General features: G+C 70.0%; 16 protein-coding genes. 14 read left to right on the forward strand and 2 right to left on the reverse strand.

The features are described from left to right. Positions 1-145: 145 nt before the first annotated feature. Entirely contained in the window at positions 146-2,188 is a 2,043-nt protein-coding gene (locus tag FHR84_RS01340; protein WP_179533578.1) for a primosomal protein N', read from the forward strand. 299 nt (positions 2,189-2,487) lie between these two features. On the opposite strand, the gene FHR84_RS01345 is transcribed toward FHR84_RS01340, so the two are convergent. Next, positions 2,488-3,576 carry a polysaccharide deacetylase family protein gene (locus FHR84_RS01345; protein WP_246300086.1) on the reverse strand — a complete coding sequence of 363 codons (1,089 nt, stop codon included), beginning with the start codon at positions 3,574-3,576 and terminating at the stop codon, positions 2,488-2,490. A 158-nt stretch (positions 3,577-3,734) separates the two neighbouring features. Here FHR84_RS01345 and FHR84_RS01350 point away from each other — a divergent pair, with 158 nt between their 5' ends. From FHR84_RS01350 to FHR84_RS01380, 7 genes are all read left to right on the forward strand, one after another. Next, complete coding sequence (locus FHR84_RS01350) at positions 3,735-5,381, forward strand: putative glycoside hydrolase (RefSeq protein WP_179533579.1); 1,647 nt, start codon at positions 3,735-3,737, stop codon at positions 5,379-5,381. 533 nt (positions 5,382-5,914) lie between these two features. Continuing rightward, a complete protein-coding gene (def, locus tag FHR84_RS01355; RefSeq protein ID WP_179533580.1) occupies positions 5,915-6,454 on the forward strand; it encodes a peptide deformylase in 540 nt (179 codons plus the stop codon). Between the two features lie 195 nt (positions 6,455-6,649). Further along, complete coding sequence (gene fmt, locus FHR84_RS01360; protein ID WP_179533581.1) at positions 6,650-7,588, forward strand: methionyl-tRNA formyltransferase; 939 nt, start codon at positions 6,650-6,652, stop codon at positions 7,586-7,588. Beyond that, positions 7,585-9,015: a transcription antitermination factor NusB gene (locus tag FHR84_RS01365; protein ID WP_179533582.1), complete on the forward strand. Its 1,431-nt coding sequence runs from the start codon at positions 7,585-7,587 to the stop codon at positions 9,013-9,015. Before fmt ends, FHR84_RS01365 begins: the two co-directional genes overlap by 4 nt. A gap of 36 nt (positions 9,016-9,051) precedes the next feature. Further along, on the forward strand, positions 9,052-9,468 hold the full coding sequence (locus FHR84_RS01370; RefSeq protein ID WP_179533583.1) for an OsmC family protein: 417 nt from the start codon (positions 9,052-9,054) through the stop codon (positions 9,466-9,468). A 324-nt stretch (positions 9,469-9,792) separates the two neighbouring features. Next, positions 9,793-10,254: a nucleoside deaminase gene (locus FHR84_RS01375; protein ID WP_179533584.1), complete on the forward strand. Its 462-nt coding sequence runs from the start codon at positions 9,793-9,795 to the stop codon at positions 10,252-10,254. 202 nt (positions 10,255-10,456) lie between these two features. Beyond that, positions 10,457-11,773 carry an amino acid permease gene (locus tag FHR84_RS01380; protein ID WP_425489850.1) on the forward strand — a complete coding sequence of 439 codons (1,317 nt, stop codon included), beginning with the start codon at positions 10,457-10,459 and terminating at the stop codon, positions 11,771-11,773. 65 nt (positions 11,774-11,838) lie between these two features. Here FHR84_RS01380 and FHR84_RS01385 read toward each other — a convergent pair whose 3' ends face one another. Next, complete coding sequence (locus tag FHR84_RS01385; RefSeq protein ID WP_179533586.1) at positions 11,839-12,345, reverse strand: nitroreductase family deazaflavin-dependent oxidoreductase; 507 nt, start codon at positions 12,343-12,345, stop codon at positions 11,839-11,841. Between the two features lie 191 nt (positions 12,346-12,536). Here FHR84_RS01385 and rpe point away from each other — a divergent pair, with 191 nt between their 5' ends. From rpe to FHR84_RS01415, 6 genes are all read left to right on the forward strand, one after another. Then, a complete protein-coding gene (gene rpe, locus FHR84_RS01390) occupies positions 12,537-13,205 on the forward strand; it encodes a ribulose-phosphate 3-epimerase (RefSeq protein WP_179534361.1) in 669 nt (222 codons plus the stop codon). Further along, positions 13,205-14,242: a bifunctional diaminohydroxyphosphoribosylaminopyrimidine deaminase/5-amino-6-(5-phosphoribosylamino)uracil reductase RibD gene (gene ribD / locus FHR84_RS01395; protein WP_179533587.1), complete on the forward strand. Its 1,038-nt coding sequence runs from the start codon at positions 13,205-13,207 to the stop codon at positions 14,240-14,242. The genes rpe and ribD overlap by 1 nt, the downstream gene beginning before the upstream one ends. 141 nt (positions 14,243-14,383) lie before the next feature. Continuing rightward, entirely contained in the window at positions 14,384-15,025 is a 642-nt protein-coding gene (locus FHR84_RS01400) for a riboflavin synthase (protein WP_179533588.1), read from the forward strand. 5 nt (positions 15,026-15,030) lie between these two features. Beyond that, positions 15,031-16,344, forward strand: coding sequence for a bifunctional 3,4-dihydroxy-2-butanone-4-phosphate synthase/GTP cyclohydrolase II (locus tag FHR84_RS01405; RefSeq protein WP_179533589.1), 1,314 nt, complete (start codon positions 15,031-15,033; stop codon positions 16,342-16,344). Beyond that, positions 16,341-16,841: a 6,7-dimethyl-8-ribityllumazine synthase gene (gene ribH / locus FHR84_RS01410; RefSeq protein WP_179533590.1), complete on the forward strand. Its 501-nt coding sequence runs from the start codon at positions 16,341-16,343 to the stop codon at positions 16,839-16,841. Before FHR84_RS01405 ends, ribH begins: the two co-directional genes overlap by 4 nt. After that, positions 16,838-17,296, forward strand: a complete 459-nt coding sequence (locus tag FHR84_RS01415) for a PH domain-containing protein (protein ID WP_179533591.1) — start codon at positions 16,838-16,840, stop codon at positions 17,294-17,296. The genes ribH and FHR84_RS01415 overlap by 4 nt, the downstream gene beginning before the upstream one ends. The last annotated feature ends 59 nt before the right edge of the window (positions 17,297-17,355 follow it).

A 17,355-nucleotide genomic window follows, 5' to 3' on the forward strand; every position in this document is an offset into this window, starting at 1 on the left:
CGGGAGCGCCGTTCTCCGCGCCGCCTCGGTCGTCGCAGGTGGTTCCGCCGCCCGCGCCACCACGCGCACCGAGCCGGCGAACTCCGACCGCGAGCGCTCGGTAGGGTGGCTGCCCGGTCCGTGTCGGTGTCTGGGAGGTGCGCGCATGGCGGGGTCCGGATCCGGACGTGCGCGTTCCTCCGGTGGAGCGCGCTCGGGGCGCGGTTCCCGCGTTCCCGCTCCGAACCTGCCGGTGGCCAGGGTCCTCGTCGACGTCTCTCCGCACCACTTGGACCGCCCCTTCGACTATCTGATCCCGCAGGAGTTCGATTCCGCGGCCGTCCCGGGGTGCAGGGTGCGAGTGCGGTTCAACGGAAGGCTGCTGGACGGGTTCCTGCTCGACCGGCTGGCCGAGTCGGACTACGGGGGCAGGCTCGCCTGGTTGCAGCGGGTGGTGTCTTCCGAGCCGGTGCTCTCGGGCGGGACGCTCGAGCTGATCCGGTCTGTGGCGCGTCGCTACGCGGGCACGTTGAGCGACGTGGTGAGCCTGGCGATCCCCCCCAGGCACGCCGGGGTGGAGAAGGAGGCCGTTCCGCCCCCTCCGGCGCAGCCGCGGCGGCCGGTGGACACGCTCTGGGGGCGGTACGGACACGGCGAGGCCTTCCTCGAGGCGGTGCACGACGGGAAACCGGCCCGCGCCGTCTGGCAGGCGCTGCCGGGAGAGGACTGGGCCACGCGGTTGGCCGAGCTCGCGGCGACGGCCGCCGCGGCCGGGCGTGGCGCGGTGCTGGTGGTTCCCGACCAGCGTGATCTGGAGAAGCTGGTGAAGGCCTGTGCGGACGTGCTGGGGGAGGAGCGGGTCGTCGCCCTGGCCTCCGAGCTCGGTCCGGCCGAGCGGTATCGGCGTTGGCTGGCCGCGCACCGCGGGAACGTGCCGGTCGTGGTGGGCACGCGGGCGGCGATGTTCGCCCCCGTGGCGCGGCCGGGGCTCATGGTCGTGTGGGACGACGGCGACGAGTTGCACTCCTATCCGAGGGCGCCATATCCGCACGTCCGCGACGTGCTCACCCACCGTGCTCACGCGGCGGGGGCGGCCTTGCTCGTCGGGGGGTTCGCGCGCACAGCCGAGGCCCAGCTGCTGGTGGAGTCCGGTTGGGCGAGCGAGCTCGTGGCGAGCAGGTCCGAGGTGCGAACTCGCGCGCCCAGGGTCACCGCGATCGGCGAGGACGACACCCAGCTGGCCAGGGATCCGGACGCGCGTGCCGCACGGGTTCCCGCTGTGGCGTTCGAGGCGGCGCGCAACGCCCTGCGCGGGGGTGCGCCGGTGCTGGTGCAGGTCCCCAGGAAGGGGTACGTTCCAGCGTTGGCCTGTGCGCAGTGCAGGGAGCGTGCGCGTTGCAGGCACTGCGGGGGACCGCTGGCCGTTCCCGGTGAGGCCGAGCGGGGAGCTCCCGGGGAGGTGGCGTGCCGGTGGTGCGGCAACACCGATGCGGGCTTCCGGTGCGACAACTGCGGTGGCACGAAACTGCGCGCGATCGTGATCGGGGCGAGCCGCACCGCCGAGGAGCTGGGCAGGGCGTTCAGCGGGGTGACCGTGCGCACTTCGGGAGGGGGGAACGTGCTGGACCGGGTCGACCCCGGTCCGGCTCTGGTCGTGTCCACCCCGGGGGCCGAGCCCGATGTTTCCGGGGGATACGGGGCGGCCCTGTTGCTGGACGCGCGGGCCCTGCTGTCCAGGCCCGACCTGCGCGCGGGGGAGCAGGCGTTGCGGCTGTGGTTCGCCGCCGCGGCCAAGGTGCGGCCCGCCGGTGAGGGCGGTCGCGTGGTGGTGCTGGCCGACTCCTCGTTCTCCCAGGTTCAGGCGCTGGTGCGCTGGGACCCCTCCTGGTACGCGGCCGTCGAGCTCGCGGGCCGGGCAGAACTGGGCTTCCCCCCCGCGAAACGCGTGGCCTCGGTGGACGGTTCGGGGGAGGCCGTGTCCGGGCTGTTGGGGCGTGTCGAGTTGCCGCCGGAGGGCGAGGTTCTCGGGCCGGTTCCGCTGGGGGAGGAGGACGAGGACGGGATCGCCGAGCGGGAGCGCGCGTTGTTGCGCGTCGATCGTGGGAAGGGGCGTTCCCTTGCCGACGCCCTGTGGTCCGCTCAGCGGGAGCACTCCCGCAACGGGGGCGAGTCGGTGCGGGTGCGCCTGGACCCCCTGGAGTTGATCTGAGCGGGGTAGGGCTCCTTCCTCCGCTCGAGGTGCTCGTCCTCGCGGAATGACGATGCCGGTGAGTCCGAGCACGCGGTGGGAACGTTCCGCGCGAAACGTTCGCTCTGGAACCGTTCCAGAAGGAACGTTTCGCGCGGAACCGGGCGAACCCGCGCGGAACCGGGCTCGGTCCTTCGCCGCGGGCAGCACCGGAACAGCCCCGAGCCGCAAGGCAGTGCTGGAAGGTCCACCCGGGCAGTCGGCGTCACCCGAGGTTCCGCCGCGGAGTCACCCACGCGAACCGAGGTGGTGGGGTCCTGCTAGTAAGCGTTGATTCGTTTCTCCTGGCCGGGTGCTGGTGTGCGGGTGCTGTCGGCGGGGTGGGAGATCACGGAGGGATCGCCGTCCGAGGTGTACCGGCGGGCCGGGTCGGCGGCGAGTTTGTCCAGCCACACCGTCGAGCCGAGCTCGGAACCGGACCCGGATCCCCCTTGTGAGCGTATCCGGGGGACGTTCAGCGGGTCGAAATTCCCGGAGAACGGGGAGGGGGCGGGGCGCGCCCCGACGAGGAGTACGGCGTCGTGCCGGTAGCTCACTCCTTCGGATTCCCCCGAGCGGGCGAGCTTCTCCGGTTGCGGATGCACTCCGTGTGGCAGGGCGATGGTGCTCACCTCGGCGTTCGGGACCTCTCGGGTGATCCGCCGCTGCATTTCCGCTATCTGGTGTGTCGCTTCGGAGGACGAGCGCGCGGAAAGGGTAGGATGATCCAAGGTGTGGTTGCCCAGTTCGAAACCGTGCTGGTGCAGCCAGCGCAGCTTCCGTCCACTGTGTTCACCCCCGAACGGTGGTGTGGTGATGTAGAGCGAGGCCACCGCTCGGAAGTCCTCGTGGGCGGCGGCCACCTCGCGCAGGATCGCCACCGCGGTTCCCTCGGCCGGTTCGCCCGAGGAGTTCAGGCGGAACTGGCTTTCCGCAGCGTCGTCGAAGGTCAGCACGACGGGGTGCTTGCCCGCGGGGACGTCCATTTCTCCTGTCGCGTACTCGGCGGTGGTGACGGGGGCGTAGTTCTCCCGCGCCAGTCGTTGCAACTCGGCCCGGAACCGCTGTGGGGTCCGGTCGTAGACGCTCTGCGGATTCGGAGTGATTCGGTGGTACATCAGGATGGGGACCTCCCCGAGCTCGTTGGCCCCCACCTCGGCGGCGGAGGGAGGGGCGGAGGTCGGCGAGGGGGGCGTCGAAGACGTGGGGCCGGCGGTGTCCTGCTCGGACTCCGAAGCCCCGCGGGAGGCGCAGCCGCCCGCGAGCAGGAGTCCGATGGAGACGGTAAGCGCGAGCGCGCCGCGTAAGCCCGCCGGCCTTCCCGCTCGGGGGAGTAAGCCTGTTCCGTATGAGCTCCTCGTATGTGCCATAGATTCCAAACTGTAGGCAGGATCGAGCCCGTTTTGGTTGCTCCATGCCGGTTATTGCTCGAATTGCCGCCGACTGTCACCGTGAAATACGACGTTTTGTCGCGATCTGCGAGCGGCACGGCGTCGGCTTACCGTGGTGATTCAGGTGAGGTGACACGATGGTTGATCCGACGCCCGATGAAAACGACAACATCGACACTCCCGACGAACGACAACACGAAGAGTACGAGTCAGGCCGACGCCGCCGGCGTTCATCCTGGACACGGATTCTGCTGAGCGCGGCGGGTATTCTGCTCGTGATCGGTGGAATCTGGGTCGCCTATCTGATGACCGAACAACGTCCCACCGTCGTCGGTCTGCCCGAACACGCCGTCACGCCGAGCAAGGTGGCGGACGGCGCCATCAGGGTGCGGGCGGAGTCGCCGGACGGGATCACGGCGAGCATCGACGGTGAGCCGGTGCCCGTTCGGGTCCGCGGTGGTGAGGCCGTGCTGCGGCCGGGTGAGCTCGAAGAGGGCGGGCACGACCTTCGGGTGGAGCTGAAGTCCGGTTCCCTGCCGTGGCCCCAGTCCCTGAATCGCAGCTTCGACGTGGACTCGACCGCGCCCGAGGTGAACACGCCGGAGACGGTGCGCGCCGACTCCTTCTCCGCCCCGGTCACGGTGCAGGGCAGCGCCGAGGGGGCCGCGCGGGTCGACGTGGCCGGTCAGCGGGTGCACCCCGACGGATCGGGGAAGTTCAGCACGGAGCTGTCCGACCCGCCGGCGACCGTCACCGTGACGGCCAGTGATCGCGCGGGCAACACGGCCTCTTCCGAAGTGCGCGTCGAGGTCGATCACCCGGGGATGCGCGCCGTGCACATGACGGGACTGGCCTGGTCCAGCGCGCAACTGCGGGAACCGGTGCTGCGCATGGCGCGCAACGGCAAGATCGACACCGTGCAGCTGGACATAAAGGACGAGAGCGGTGAGGTCCAGTACGACTCGGGGGTGCCACTGGCCGAGCGGATCGGTGCCGACAAGGGGTACTACGACGCCAGGAAGGCCGTCGAACAGTTGCACGGTCTGGGAGTGCGCGTGGTCGGCAGGCTGGTCGCCTTCAAGGACCCGGTGCTGGCCGAGGCCGCGTGGAAGTCCGGAAACCGCCAGCAGGTGGTCCAGACGGGGACGGGAGGTCCCTACAACGGAGGCTACGGGGACTACTCCTTCACCAATTTCGCCGATCCGACGGTGCGGGACTACAACATCGACATCGCGGCCGAAGCGGCGGAGCTCGGTTTCGACGACGTGCTCTACGATTACGTGCGCAGACCGGACGGCGATCTCGGCAGCATGAGTTTCGCGGGACTGAACACCACTCCGTCCGAGAGCATCGCCGAGTTTCTCCAACAATCCCGGGATCGGCTCCGCGGTCACGGTACGTTCCTCGGCGCTTCGGTGTTCGGAATCACCGTGACCAGGCCCGAATCGGTGGGGCAGAACATTCCGAAAATGGCTTCCTACGTCGATTATGTGGCGCCGATGATCTATCCGTCACACTGGGGTGCCGGAGAATACGGCGTCTCGGACCCGAACAATGAGCCGTACAAGATCGTGAATCGTTCCTTGCGGGACTGGCAGCGGACGGTCGAGGGGACGGGATCCGAGGTGATCCCCTGGTTGCAGGACTTCAGCCTCGGAGTCGACTACGGTCCGGACAAGGTGGGCGCGCAGATCGAGGCCACCAAGACCAACGGGATCGACTCGTTCCTGCTGTGGTCGCCTTCCTGCAAGTACACGGAGGAGGCGCTCTCGGTCGAGCCGTGACGCGTCGTGGTGCCGCCTCCGTCGTGGAGCTCGCTTCCGGGCTCTGGGCGGAGGCGGCACCGTCCGGACGGCTCGCTCGCCTAGACTGGTCCAGCAACTCATAACAGAACTTTGCGTAGCTGGCCGGTTAGCCGGCACGTGAGTCGGCGCCTTGCTGCGTTGGGCACGCTCTTGAGTAGCCACCTACGCTGCGAGCGGCCCGGCCTTGCGATGCATCCGACTCACGCACCGGAGCTTCTCGTCCTGGTCAGGCTCACAGCACTCGCGTTGGGGTGCGGCCTTGCACCGGAAGTGCGCAGAGCGCCTGGACCGGCGCTCCTGATCAAGGGGTGCTGTCCAACGCAGGCGCTTACGAGCCTGAGTCACCGGCACCGCAGCGGGTTCTCCCGTGGTGCTCTCGCGAGGAAGGCCCCGACGTTGTGTAGGGTCGCTACCCGAGGTCGGGGCACCCGGAGCGAGAGCCCGCGAGAGGTTCCGCCAAGCAACCACCCAAGCAGGCCAAGCCGTGTACTCTCGAAGACCAGGGGGCTCGCGTGACCGTCCGGCCGATCAGGCTCTTCGGCGATCCGGTGCTGCGCACCAGGGCCGGTGAGATCGTCGATTTCGACAGGGAGCTGCGTACGCTCGTACGCGATCTCTGGGACACGATGGAGAAGCGGGGAGGCGCCGGGCTGGCGGCTCCCCAGCTGGGGGTGGGGGCCCGGGTCTTCACGTACCATTGCGACGGCCACGCGGGGCACCTGATCAATCCTTCGCTGTGGTTGGCCGACGAACAGACGCAGGACGGGATGGAGGGATGCCTGTCCATCCCGGAACTGGGCTGGAAGTGTCGGCGCTACCGCAACGTGGTGGCTCGTGGCTGGAACATGCACGGGGAGCCGGTGGAGGTGAGCGGTTCCGACCTGCTCGCTCGGTGCCTGCAGCACGAGACCGATCACCTCAACGGGGTGCTGTTCCTGGACCGGCTCGACGAACGGACCCGCGAAACCGCGCTGCGCGAGATCCGCGCTGCGTCCTGGTTCGACGGCACCGAACCGGTGATCAAGCAGGATCCGCATTCGTTGTTCCAATAACTCGTAACGGAGCTTTGCGTGGCTGGTCGGTTGGCCGTCACGTGAGTCGGCACCTCGAGCAGCGGCCTGTGGCCACGTGCCCTGCCGCCTCGCGATGCGTCCGACTCGCGTCCCGGGGCCCACGCTCCGCGTGGGCTGAAGCACCCGAGCCGGACCAAGCCGCTTGTCGGGAGTCCTGAAAGGAGCGCACTGGACATGCGCGTGGTATTCGCGGGAACGCCGGATCCGGCCGTTCCCGCGCTTCGCGAACTGCTCGCTTCGCGGCACGAGGTCGTGGGAGTCGTCACGCGGCCGGACGCCCCGGCGGGGCGGGGGCGCAGGCTGGTCCCTTCGCCGGTGCGCGAGTGCGCCGAGCAGTACGGTCTCGAAGTGTTGACTCCGAGCCGGGCCTCGGACCCGGAGTTCCTGAACCGGCTCGCCGAGCTGGAACCCGACTGCTGCCCAGTGGTGGCCTACGGAGCTCTGCTGCGGGAACAGGCGCTCTCGATCCCCCGGCACGGTTGGGTCAATCTGCACTTCTCGTTGCTGCCCGCTTGGCGCGGGGCGGCCCCGGTTCCCGCAGCGATCCGTCACGGTGACGACATGACGGGGGCCACCGCGTTCCGGATCGTTCCCGAACTCGACGCGGGGCCCGTCTTCGGAGTCGTCACCGAACGGATCGAACCGCGCGACACCAGCGGTTCGCTGCTCGACAGGCTGTCGGTTTCCGGGGCGCGGTTGCTGGTGGCGACGATGGACGCCATCGAGGACGGCACCGTGCACGCCGAACCGCAACCCTCCGAGGGGGTGAGCTACGCGCCCAAGGTCACCGCGGAGGACGCCAAGGTCGACTTCGGCGTGCCCGCGCGAGCGGTCGACCGGATGATCCGTTCCGTCACGCCGGATCCCGGTGCTTGGGCCTGGCTCGACGGGAACCGGTTCAAGCTGGGACCGGTGGAAATCCCCGAGCGGGATTCCTCCGGGACCGGTGAATTGCGGCCGGGGGAGATCTCCGTGGGACGCCGTCAGGTGTTGGTCGGGACGGCCACCACCCCCGTGCGGCTCGGAGAGGTGCAGGCACACGGCAAGAAACGCATGCCAGCCACGGACTGGGCGCGTGGAGTCAACATCGAGCAAGGAACCGTGCTGAAGTGAACCGCGACCGTTCCCGGGACAACTCCCGGCCGAAGAATTCCCGCCCGCCGCGTCGGCGGGCCGATCGGACGAAACCGCCCGCCGACGATCCCGCGCGCACCGTGGCACTGGAGACGCTGCGCGCGGTGCGCGAGCGGGACGCCTACGCCAACCTGGTCCTGCCGGGGCTGCTGCGCCAGCACAACCTGACCGGCAGGGACGCCGCGCTGGCCACGGAACTCGCCTACGGTTCCTGCAGGGCCCGCGGACTGCTCGACGCGGTCATCGCGGACTGCAGCGACCGCTCGCTCGACGAGACGGACCCCCTGCTGCTCGACGCGTTGCGGCTGGGGGCCTACCAGCTGTTGCGGACCAGGATTCCCGGGCACGCCGCCGTGGCCGCCACCGTCGATCTGGTGCGGGGCAACCGCGGTTCCAGGGTGTCCGGTTTCGCCAACGCGGTGCTGCGCCGCATCGGTGAGCGCACCGAGGAGGAGTGGGTGGACAGGCTGGCCCCGGATCCCGCTGTCGATCCGGTGGGCCACGCGGCGTTCCGCCACGCGCACCCCGAGTGGATCGCGCGGGCCTTCTCCGCCGCGCTGGGTGACGTCGCCGCGGAGGAACTGGACGAGGCACTGGCGGCCGATGACAGGCGCCCCGAGGTGCATCTGACCGCCCGGCCCGGGGAGATCAGCGCGGACGAGCTGGCCGCCGTCACCGGTGGTGACCCGGCCCCGTACTCCCCGTACGGGGTGCGTCTCGAGCCCGGCGCGGGGGACCCCGGGGAGCTGGAGCCGGTCAAGGAGGGCTTCGCCTCCGTGCAGGACGAGGGCAGTCAGCTCACCGCTCTCGCGTTGAGCAGGGTGGAGCTGGAAGGTCGGGACACCCGTTGGCTGGATCTCTGCGCGGGACCGGGGGGCAAGGCCAACCTGCTCGGTGCGCTGGTGACGATGGACGGCGGAAAACTGGACGCCGTGGAGCAGACCGAGCACCGGGCCGAGCTCGTCAAATCGGCCACCCGGGGGCTCTCGGTGAACGTGCGGGTCACGGACGGGCGTGACCTCGGGAAGTCCGCGAACTACGACCGAGCGCTGGTGGACGCCCCCTGCACCGGCCTGGGGGCCCTCCGGCGCAGGCCGGAGGCCCGGTGGCGCAGGCAGCCCGCGGACCTCGACGAGCTCGTGCGGTTGCAGGGTGAGCTGTTGCGCTCCGCGATCGAGCGGACCCGCTCGGGCGGGGTGGTGGCCTATGTGGTCTGTTCCCCGCACCCGGCCGAGACCACGGAGGTGGTCGCGGAGGCGGTCCGCGAAACCGAGGCGCGCGAGCTCGACGCCCGTCAGTACTTTCCCGACATGCCCGCGCTGGGCGAAGGGCCCTCCGTCCAGCTGTGGCCGCACCGGCACGGCACGGACGCCATGTTCTGCGCTCTGCTGCGGGTGGAGCGGTAACCGCGGGTTTCGTCAGCTGTGGGTTCGGAGGTAACCATGTCGTCAACTCCCGTCGAGGTCACCAGGACCGACCGGTCCGTTTTCACCGCGACCAACGGACGCGGTGGCGAGGTGACGATCTCGACCGAGGAAGCGCCCGACTCGTTCACCCCGGGGGAACTGCTGTTGGCCGCGGTGGCGGGCTGTGCTCAGCTCACCGGAGAGAACCTGTTGACCAGGCGGGTGGGCGAGCACTCCCCGATCACCGTCCACGCGGACGGGGAGCTCGACGAGGAGGAGCCCAACAGGTTCGGTGCCGTGCGGCTGTCCTTCGACGTCGATCTGTCCGCTGTGGCCGACGAGACCGAGCGTGCGAAACTGGCCGATGCCGTCGAGCGCGCGATCGCACGGCGGTGCACCGTCAGTCGCAGTGTCGAGCACGGCACTCCCACCACGGTCTCGCTGCCGCACTGAGCGGTTGAGGCTGTCCGGCCCCGTTGCTCGGGTGGCTCTGTGGCGGAACCTCTCGCGGGCTCTCGCTGCGGGCAGGCCCGACATCGGGTAGCGGCCCGCACGACGTCGGGCCTTCCTCGCGGGAGTACCACGGGAGAACCCGCGGCGGTGCCGACTGCTCGCGTGGTGTGCGGCTCCGGGAGCGCCGAAGGAAAAACCCGGCCCGGTTCTCGGCGCGGCCGGAAATTTTCGAGGCCAGCACGCGGCGCCGCTCATCCGGAACCGGGTGCTTCCGCCGGAGGACCGCGTGGCGGTGGCCGCGTGGTAGTGAAGTAGTGGAGATCGATGAATTATCAGGCGAAGCTGCACGAGTACCGGAGCTGGCTCGCGGCGGCGGTCGAAGAGGCCCGGGCCGGTGCCGAGGCGGGTGGTGTGCCGATCGGAGCGGTGCTCGTCGGTTCGGAAGGCGAGATCCTCGGCCGGGGTAGCAACCGGCGGGTCCAGGACGACGACCCCACCGCCCATGCCGAGACCACCGCCTTCAGGAGGGCGGGCAGGCTGCGCACTTACGGTGCCACGACGATGGTCACCACGCTGTCGCCGTGCTGGTTCTGCAGCGGTCTCGTCCGTCAGTTCGGCATCGGCCGGCTCGTCATCGGCGAGGCCCGCAACTTCCACGGCGGCCACGACTGGCTGGCCGAGCAGGGAGTGGAAGTGGTCCTGCTCGACGACGCCGACTGCGTGCGCATGATGGCGGACTTCATCGCGGAGTCCCCCGGTCTGTGGGAGGAGGACATCGGCGAGTAGCCGGTGACCGTGCCCGAGAACGGCGCTGTGCTCGTTTCCGGAGGGTTCCCGTACCGCCTGCGGGCCCGATGAGTGCGCTTTCTAGGGTTGTTGCCGCTTGTCCGGTAGCCGATCGACCACGGGAGGAGCGCTGGTGGGGCAACAACAGGAGGAAGAGCACGAGAGCGGTTTACGGAGGGATCTCAGCAGCAGGCAGGTCGGGATGATCGCCGTCGGCGGTGCGATCGGCACCGGCCTGTTCCTCGGATCGGGACTGGCCATATCGATCGCGGGACCGGCCGTGCTGGTGGCCTACGCGGTCGCCGCGCTCGTCGCGCTCGCGTTGGCCTACGCGTTGGCCGAGATGATGGTGGTGCACCCGGAGGCAGGCGGTTTCGGGGCCATAGCGCACCGCTACCTCGGTGGGCTGACCGGGTTCGTCCAGCGGTGGGTCTACTGGGCCGCCCAGGTGGTCAACATAGGCAGCGAGGTCGTGGCCGCGGGCATCTACTTCCGGTTCTGGTACCCGGAGGTCCCGCTGTGGATGCCGGTGGTCGCCTTCTCGGTGATCATGCTCGTGGTCAACGCCGCGGCCGTCCGCTACTTCGGCGAGTTCGAGTACTGGTTCGCCATGATCAAGGTCGTGACCATCGTGGTGTTCGTGCTGCTCGGGATCTTCTACATCTTCTTCGGCCTTCCGGGAGCTCCCGCGACGGGAACGGGGGCGCTGACCGAGCACGGCGGGTTCCTGCCGAACGGGATCGGTGCGGTCTGGCTCGCGCTGACCGTGGTCACCTTCTCCTACCTCGGCACCGAGGCGGTCTCCGTCACGGCTTCCGAGTCGAGGAATCCGACGCGGGACGTGCCGCGAGCCGCGCGGGGCATGGTGCTGCGTCTCGCGCTGTTCTACGTGCTCGGCATGTTCGTGATCGTCTCGATCCTGCCGTGGAACAGCGTCTCCACGGGTGAGGAACTGACGCAGAGCCCCTTCGTGCGGTTGTTCGACACGGCGGGAATTCCGGCGGCGGCCGGAGTGATGAACTTCGTCATCCTGACGGCAGCTTTGTCGGCCATGAACACGAACCTCTACGTCACCGCCCGGATGACCTATTCGCTGGCCAGGGACGGATACGCCCCGCGCTGGTTCGCCGGGCTGAGCCGGCAGGGGACCCCGCGCAGGGCCCTGGTGCTCTCCGCCGCCGGGCTCGCGCTGGCCGCGGCGGTTTCCGCGCTGTCCCCGAGCACGGCGTTCCCCGTGCTGCTGGGGATGGCGCTGTTCGGGGCACTGCTGACCTGGTTGATCATCTTCGCCAGCCAGTTGGCCTTCCGGCGCAGGCGAGCCGCCGAGGGGTTGCCCGCTTCCCCGGTACGGCTGCCGGGTACGCCGGTGACCACCGTGCTCGCGATGGCGTTCGTGCTCGCGGTGCTGTTGACGACCCCCTTCACGGATCAGTTCGGCATGGCCTGGAAGGCCGGGGTGCCGTTCGTCGCGCTGCTGCTGGTCGTCTACTGGATCATCCGGCGCAGAGCACGCGCCTGACCGGAGTTCTCCTGTTCGGTCGCCGTGGGGGTGCCGGAGCGGCCCCGGACCTCGGGCGGCGCTGTTCAGCCGCCCGGTCCGGCCGCGGTCGGGCCGGGCGGCTCCGCCTCCCGCGGGAGGAAGGAGACCGCGGGCAGGGTGCGGGCGAGTTCCGCGCGTCCCCGCGGGGTCAGCATCGGCCACCCCGTAAGGCGGGTCAACAGCCGTGCCGCCCAGGGGTGCTCCCGCACGTACCCGGCCAGCAGCTCGGCGGTTTCGCTCTCGCCGAGAACCCGTTGGCGCGGGCGGTGGTACCGCCTGCGCCCGATGCGGATCTCCAGCGCGGGGGAAGCGGTGATGTTGCGGTACCAGTGGGACCTCGTCCCCCAGCCCGAGATCACCACCACCTCGCCGCTTACGGGCCGGTGCCGCACCACTTCGAGCACCGTTTCGCGCGGCAGCCCGCTGCTGCGGCCACGGTGCACGAGGTAGACGAACCTGCTGCCGAGCAGCCATCCGAGGTTCCGGCGGTAGAGGTGGATCGGGGTCCGCAGCAGCTTGCGCGGTACCCCCCGCGGGACTTTCCGGGTCAACGACACTCCTGCTCCTCCTCCGCTCCGCGTGCTCGTGGGACGGCGCCGCACGAGGACTGCCACGGGCTCCTCTCCGGTCGATCGTCCCGGGACGCGAACCGGTGCGCTCTTCCGGGGGCGGGTGGACGCGCGGGACAGTCGGAAGGGGTCACGACCCAAGGGCTATCATTCCGACTGTGTCGAACCAGCCCATGATCGCGCCGTCCATTCTGTCCGCGGATTTCGCTCGGCTCTCCGAGGAGATGGCCGCTGTCGGGGGTCCGGGTCAGGGTGCCGACTGGCTGCACGTCGACGTTATGGACGCCCATTTCGTCCCGAACCTCACCCTGGGGCTTCCCGTGGTCGAGTCGTTGCTGCACAGCACCGACACACCGCTCGACTGCCACCTGATGATCGACGATCCCGACCGGTGGGCACCGGGCTACGCCGAGGCGGGAGCGCACAACGTCACGGTGCACGTCGAAGCGGCCGAGGACCCGGTGGCGCTGGCCAAGAACCTGCACGCGGCCGGATCCAACGCGGGACTGTCGATCAAGCCGAACACCCCGCTGGACCCCTACACTGAGCTGCTGCGGCACTACGACACGCTGTTGATCATGTCCGTGGAGCCCGGTTTCGGCGGGCAGAAGTTCATCACCGATGTGCTGGACAAGGTGCGCTCCGCGCGCCGGATGGTCGACACCGGCCACCTGAACCTGCTCGTCGAGATCGACGGCGGCATCAACACCGACACGATCGAGCAGGCGGCCGAGGCCGGTGTGGACTGCTTCGTGGCCGGCTCAGCCGTCTACGGCGCCGAGGACCCGACCGGGGCTGTCGAACGCCTGCGCTCCCAGGCTGCGGCGCACGGACCTCGCTGATGCCTCCGGAATGGGCCCGCACCCCGGGTGTGCTCGCCGCCATGCGGCACGCCGCGGAACTCGCCGAGGGGGTGCACGGCAGCACCAGCCCCAACCCGCCGGTGGGGTGCGTGATCCTCGACACCGAGGGTGAGGTCGTCGGTAGCGGGGCCACGCGGCCGCCGGGAGGGCCGCACGCCGAGGTGGTCGCTCTGGAGGAGGCCGGTTCCCGTGCGCGCGGCGGGACGGCGGTGGTGACGCTCGAACCCTGCGCGCACACCGGCAGAACCGGGGCGTGCGCGGCGGCGTTGCGCGCGGCGGGCATCGGCGGGCTCGTGTACGCGGTGTCCGACCGGAATCCGCCGGCATCCGGAGGAGCCCGCGAGCTGGAACGAGCCGGGGTCGCCGTGGCGGGCGGGGTGCTCGCCGAGGAGGTCGCCGGTGGGGCGCTTCGCGGGTGGCTGCACTTCGCACGTACCGGTCGTCCGCACGTCACCTGGAAGTACGCCGCGAGTCTCGACGGGCGTTCCGCCGCGGCGGACGGGACCAGCCAGTGGATCACCTCTCCCGAGGCGCGTGTGCAGGTGCACCGGCTCCGGGCGAAGTGCGACGCGATCGTGGCCGGAACCGGAACGGTCCTGGCCGACGACCCGAGCCTGACCGTGCGGGACGAGCACGGTGCCCCGGTCCCGGAACAACCCTTGCGGGTGGTGCTCGGTGACCGGGAGGTGCCAGCGGGGGCCGAGGTGCTCGACGACGCGGCGCCGACCCTGCGCCTTCCGGGCGGTGATCCCGAGGGCGCGCTGCGCGCGCTCGCGGACAGGGGGGTCGTGGAGGTCTTCCTCGAGGGAGGCCCGACGCTGGCCGGGGCCTTCCTGCGGGCCGGACGAGTGGATCTGGTTCAGGCCTTCGTGGCCCCGGCACTGCTCGGATCGGGAAGGTCCGCGCTGGGGGACGCGGGCGTGGTGAGCATCTCGTGGGCATGGCGCTTTTACTTCGAACGGGTCACCATGTGTGGGCCGGACGTGTGGATCAGCGCTGTTCCCGCGGAAGGATAGAGTGGAAGCAGCGGCCTCGGTTCGCGGCCTGCCGCGCGGGGGAACGGGATGACGGCCGCACGTCGGGTACCGTGCTCACCCCGGGTTCACCCGTGAGGGGACCACGCTAGGCCAACGGGATCGCCCAAAGGAGGGTGTCACGTGTTCACCGGAATCGTGGAGGAACTCGGTGAGGTAGCCGCTGTCGACCCCGTGTCCGGAGGAGCGCGGCTCTCCGTGATCGCGCCCAAGGTCACCGCCGACGCCTCCCACGGTGACTCCATCGCCGTCGACGGAGTGTGCCTGACAGTGGCCGGAACGGCCGACGGCCGGTTCACGGTCGACGTGGTCGACGAGACACTGCGTCGTTCCACGCTCGGTGCGCTGAAGGCGGGTGATCGGGTCAACCTCGAACGCGCCATGGCGCTCGGCGAGCGGCTGGGCGGACACATCGTGCAGGGGCACGTGGACGCGACGGGGACCGTGTCCGGAGCGGACTCGGACGGGCTGACCAGGATCTCCATTCCCGGCCGACTGTCCAGGTATCTCGTGGAGAAGGGGTCGATCACCGTCGACGGCGCGTCGCTGACCGTCGTCGAGGCCGGTGCGCAGGAGTTCAGCGTGGCACTGATCCCGACCACTCTCGAAGAGACCACACTGGGGCGGCGTGCGCAGGGGGACAGGGTCAACATCGAGGTCGACGCGCTGGCCAAGCACGTGGAGCGGCTGTTGGGCCCCCAACTCGACCAGCTCGCCCGTACCGGGGCACCAGGCGCGGTGGACAACGGCGAAGGCAGGGAGTAAGCGCGGTGAACTCGAACGAGTCGACCCCCCACGACAAGAACACGCAACAAGCCGGCGACACGCGGTTCGCCGACATCGACCGCGCACTGGCCGACATCGCCGCGGGCAGGCCCGTGGTGGTGGTCGACGACGAGGACCGGGAGAACGAGGGCGACCTGATCTTCGCGGCGGAGAAGGCGACGCCGGAACTGCTCGCCTTCATGGTGCGCTACACCTCGGGGTACGTCTGCGCCGCGCTGACCGGGCAGGACTGCGACCGGCTCGACCTGCCTCCGATGTACCACGCCAACCAGGACCTGCACGGCACCGCCTACACGGTCACGGTCGACGCGGCCAACGGGGTGGGGACCGGAATATCGGCCGCGGACCGCGCGCGCACCATCAACGTGCTCGCGGCCGAGAACTCGGTGGCGGCCGACCTCAACCGGCCCGGGCACGTGGTCCCGCTGCGCGCCAGGGAAGGGGGGGTGCTGCGGCGTTCCGGACACACCGAGGCCGCCGTCGACCTGGCCCGGATCGCCGGGCTGCGCCCGGCCGGGGTGCTCTGCGAGATCGTCAGCGAGAAGAGCGAAGGCGAGATGGCCAAGCGCGACGAGCTCGAGGTCTTCGCCTCCGAGCACGATCTGGCGCTGATCACCATCGCGGACCTGATCGCCTACCGCAGGCGCTTCGAGAAGCAGGTCCAACTGGTCGCGGAGGCGCGCATCCCGACCGAGCACGGCACCTTCCGCACCTTCGGCTACGACAGCCTGCTGGACGGCATCGAGCACCTGGCGCTGGTCTACGGCGAGATCGGGGACGGCGAGGACATCCTGGTCCGGGTGCACTCCGAGTGCCTGACCGGGGACGTGCTCGGTTCGCTGCGCTGCGACTGCGGCCCCCAGCTCGACGCGGCGCTGGCCAAAGTGGCCGAAGCGGGCCGGGGCGTGGTGCTGTACATGCGCGGTCACGAGGGACGCGGCATCGGCCTGATGCACAAGTTGCAGGCCTACCAGCTGCAGGACGCCGGTGCCGACACCGTGGACGCGAACCTGGAGCTGGGGATGGCGGTGGACGGGCGCGACTACGGCCAGGGCGCCCAGATCCTCGCGGACCTGGGCATACGGTCGATGCGCCTGTTGACCAACAACCCGGACAAGCGCGTCGGTCTGGAGAGCTACGGGCTGCGTATCGTGGGCAGGGAACCCCTGCCGGTGCGCCCCAACGCGGAGAACCTGCGCTACCTGCGGACCAAACGGGACCGGATGGGGCACGAGCTGCAGTATCTGGACGACGGCGAGGACTCCTCGCTGGGTGACGGTTCGGGGGTGACGGCATGAGCGGTGAGGGAAGACCACAGGTGCGGGTCCCGCACGCCCCTGACCTGCGGCTCGCGATCGTGGCCATTCGCTGGCACACCGAGATCGCGGAGCGGATGCTGCGGCGCGCGCTGGACGCGGCCGGGGAAGCGGGCACCGCGGAGCCGAGGGTGGTGCGCGTTCCCGGGTCCATGGAGCTGCCCGTGGTGTCCCAGCAGCTGGCGCACGACCACGACGCGGTCGTCGCGCTCGGCGTGGTCATCCGCGGCGGAACCCCGCACTTCGAGTACGTCTGCGAATCGGTCACCTCCGGTCTCGGCAGGGTCGCCCTGGACGAGGCGACGGCCGTCGGCAACGGCGTTCTGACGGTGGACACCAGGGATCAGGCCGTGGAACGCGCCGGTTTCGAGGGGTCCGTCGAGGACAAGGGGTTCGAGGCCACGGCGGCGGCACTGGACACGGCGCGGGTGCTGCGTGAGCTCCGTGGTGACTACAGCAACGAGCGAGGGTTCCTGTGAGCGCTTCCACCGGGACGGACGACGTGGTTCAGGTGCGCCCCCTGCGAGTGCGCAGGGTGGCGATCCCCGCCGCGACCGTGGTGCTGATCGTCTGCGTCATCGCCGCCCTGCTGCTGCGCCGGACGTCTTCGGGGTTGTTGCTCACCGTTTCGGACCAGGTCTCGATGGTGGGCATCGGGGCGGTGCTGGCCGGGCTGATCCTGCTGACCGTTCGTCCGCGGCTGCGTGCCGACGAGAACGGCGTGGAGGTGCGCAACTCGATCCTGACCCGCCAGTACGCGTGGTCCGACGTCCGGGGGATCAGCTTCCCGGAGGGAGCCAGCTGCGCGCGCCTGGAGCTTCCCGACGACGAGTACGAGGCGATCACGGCGATCCAGTCCTTCGACGGTGAGCACGCCGTCCGGGCCATGCGCGATCTGCGGGCGCTGCGGCGCAGGATCGGCCAGCTCGAGTAGTCGGGGCCGGCGCAGGGTGGGGATCGAGAGCGCCGATCACCCACGGTGCGGGGAGCGGC

The organism is Actinopolyspora biskrensis (assembly GCF_013408175.1).
Taxonomy (GTDB): domain Bacteria; phylum Actinomycetota; class Actinomycetes; order Mycobacteriales; family Pseudonocardiaceae; genus Actinopolyspora; species Actinopolyspora biskrensis.

Excerpts from the sequence above, each read along its gene's own strand:
- FHR84_RS01340 (WP_179533578.1), top strand. The coding sequence starts at position 146 with ATGGCGGGGTCCGGATCCGGACGTGCGCGTTCCTCCGGTGGAGCGCGC.
- FHR84_RS01345 (WP_246300086.1), bottom strand. The coding sequence starts at position 3,576 with ATGGCACATACGAGGAGCTCATACGGAACAGGCTTACTCCCCCGAGCG.
- FHR84_RS01350 (WP_179533579.1), top strand. The coding sequence starts at position 3,735 with ATGGTTGATCCGACGCCCGATGAAAACGACAACATCGACACTCCCGAC.
- fmt (WP_179533581.1), top strand. The coding sequence starts at position 6,650 with ATGCGCGTGGTATTCGCGGGAACGCCGGATCCGGCCGTTCCCGCGCTT.
- FHR84_RS01370 (WP_179533583.1), top strand. The coding sequence starts at position 9,052 with ATGTCGTCAACTCCCGTCGAGGTCACCAGGACCGACCGGTCCGTTTTC.
- FHR84_RS01375 (WP_179533584.1), top strand. The coding sequence starts at position 9,793 with ATGAATTATCAGGCGAAGCTGCACGAGTACCGGAGCTGGCTCGCGGCG.
- FHR84_RS01380 (WP_425489850.1), top strand. The coding sequence starts at position 10,457 with ATGATCGCCGTCGGCGGTGCGATCGGCACCGGCCTGTTCCTCGGATCG.
- rpe (WP_179534361.1), top strand. The coding sequence starts at position 12,537 with ATGATCGCGCCGTCCATTCTGTCCGCGGATTTCGCTCGGCTCTCCGAG.
- ribD (WP_179533587.1), top strand. The coding sequence starts at position 13,205 with ATGCCTCCGGAATGGGCCCGCACCCCGGGTGTGCTCGCCGCCATGCGG.
- ribH (WP_179533590.1), top strand. The coding sequence starts at position 16,341 with ATGAGCGGTGAGGGAAGACCACAGGTGCGGGTCCCGCACGCCCCTGAC.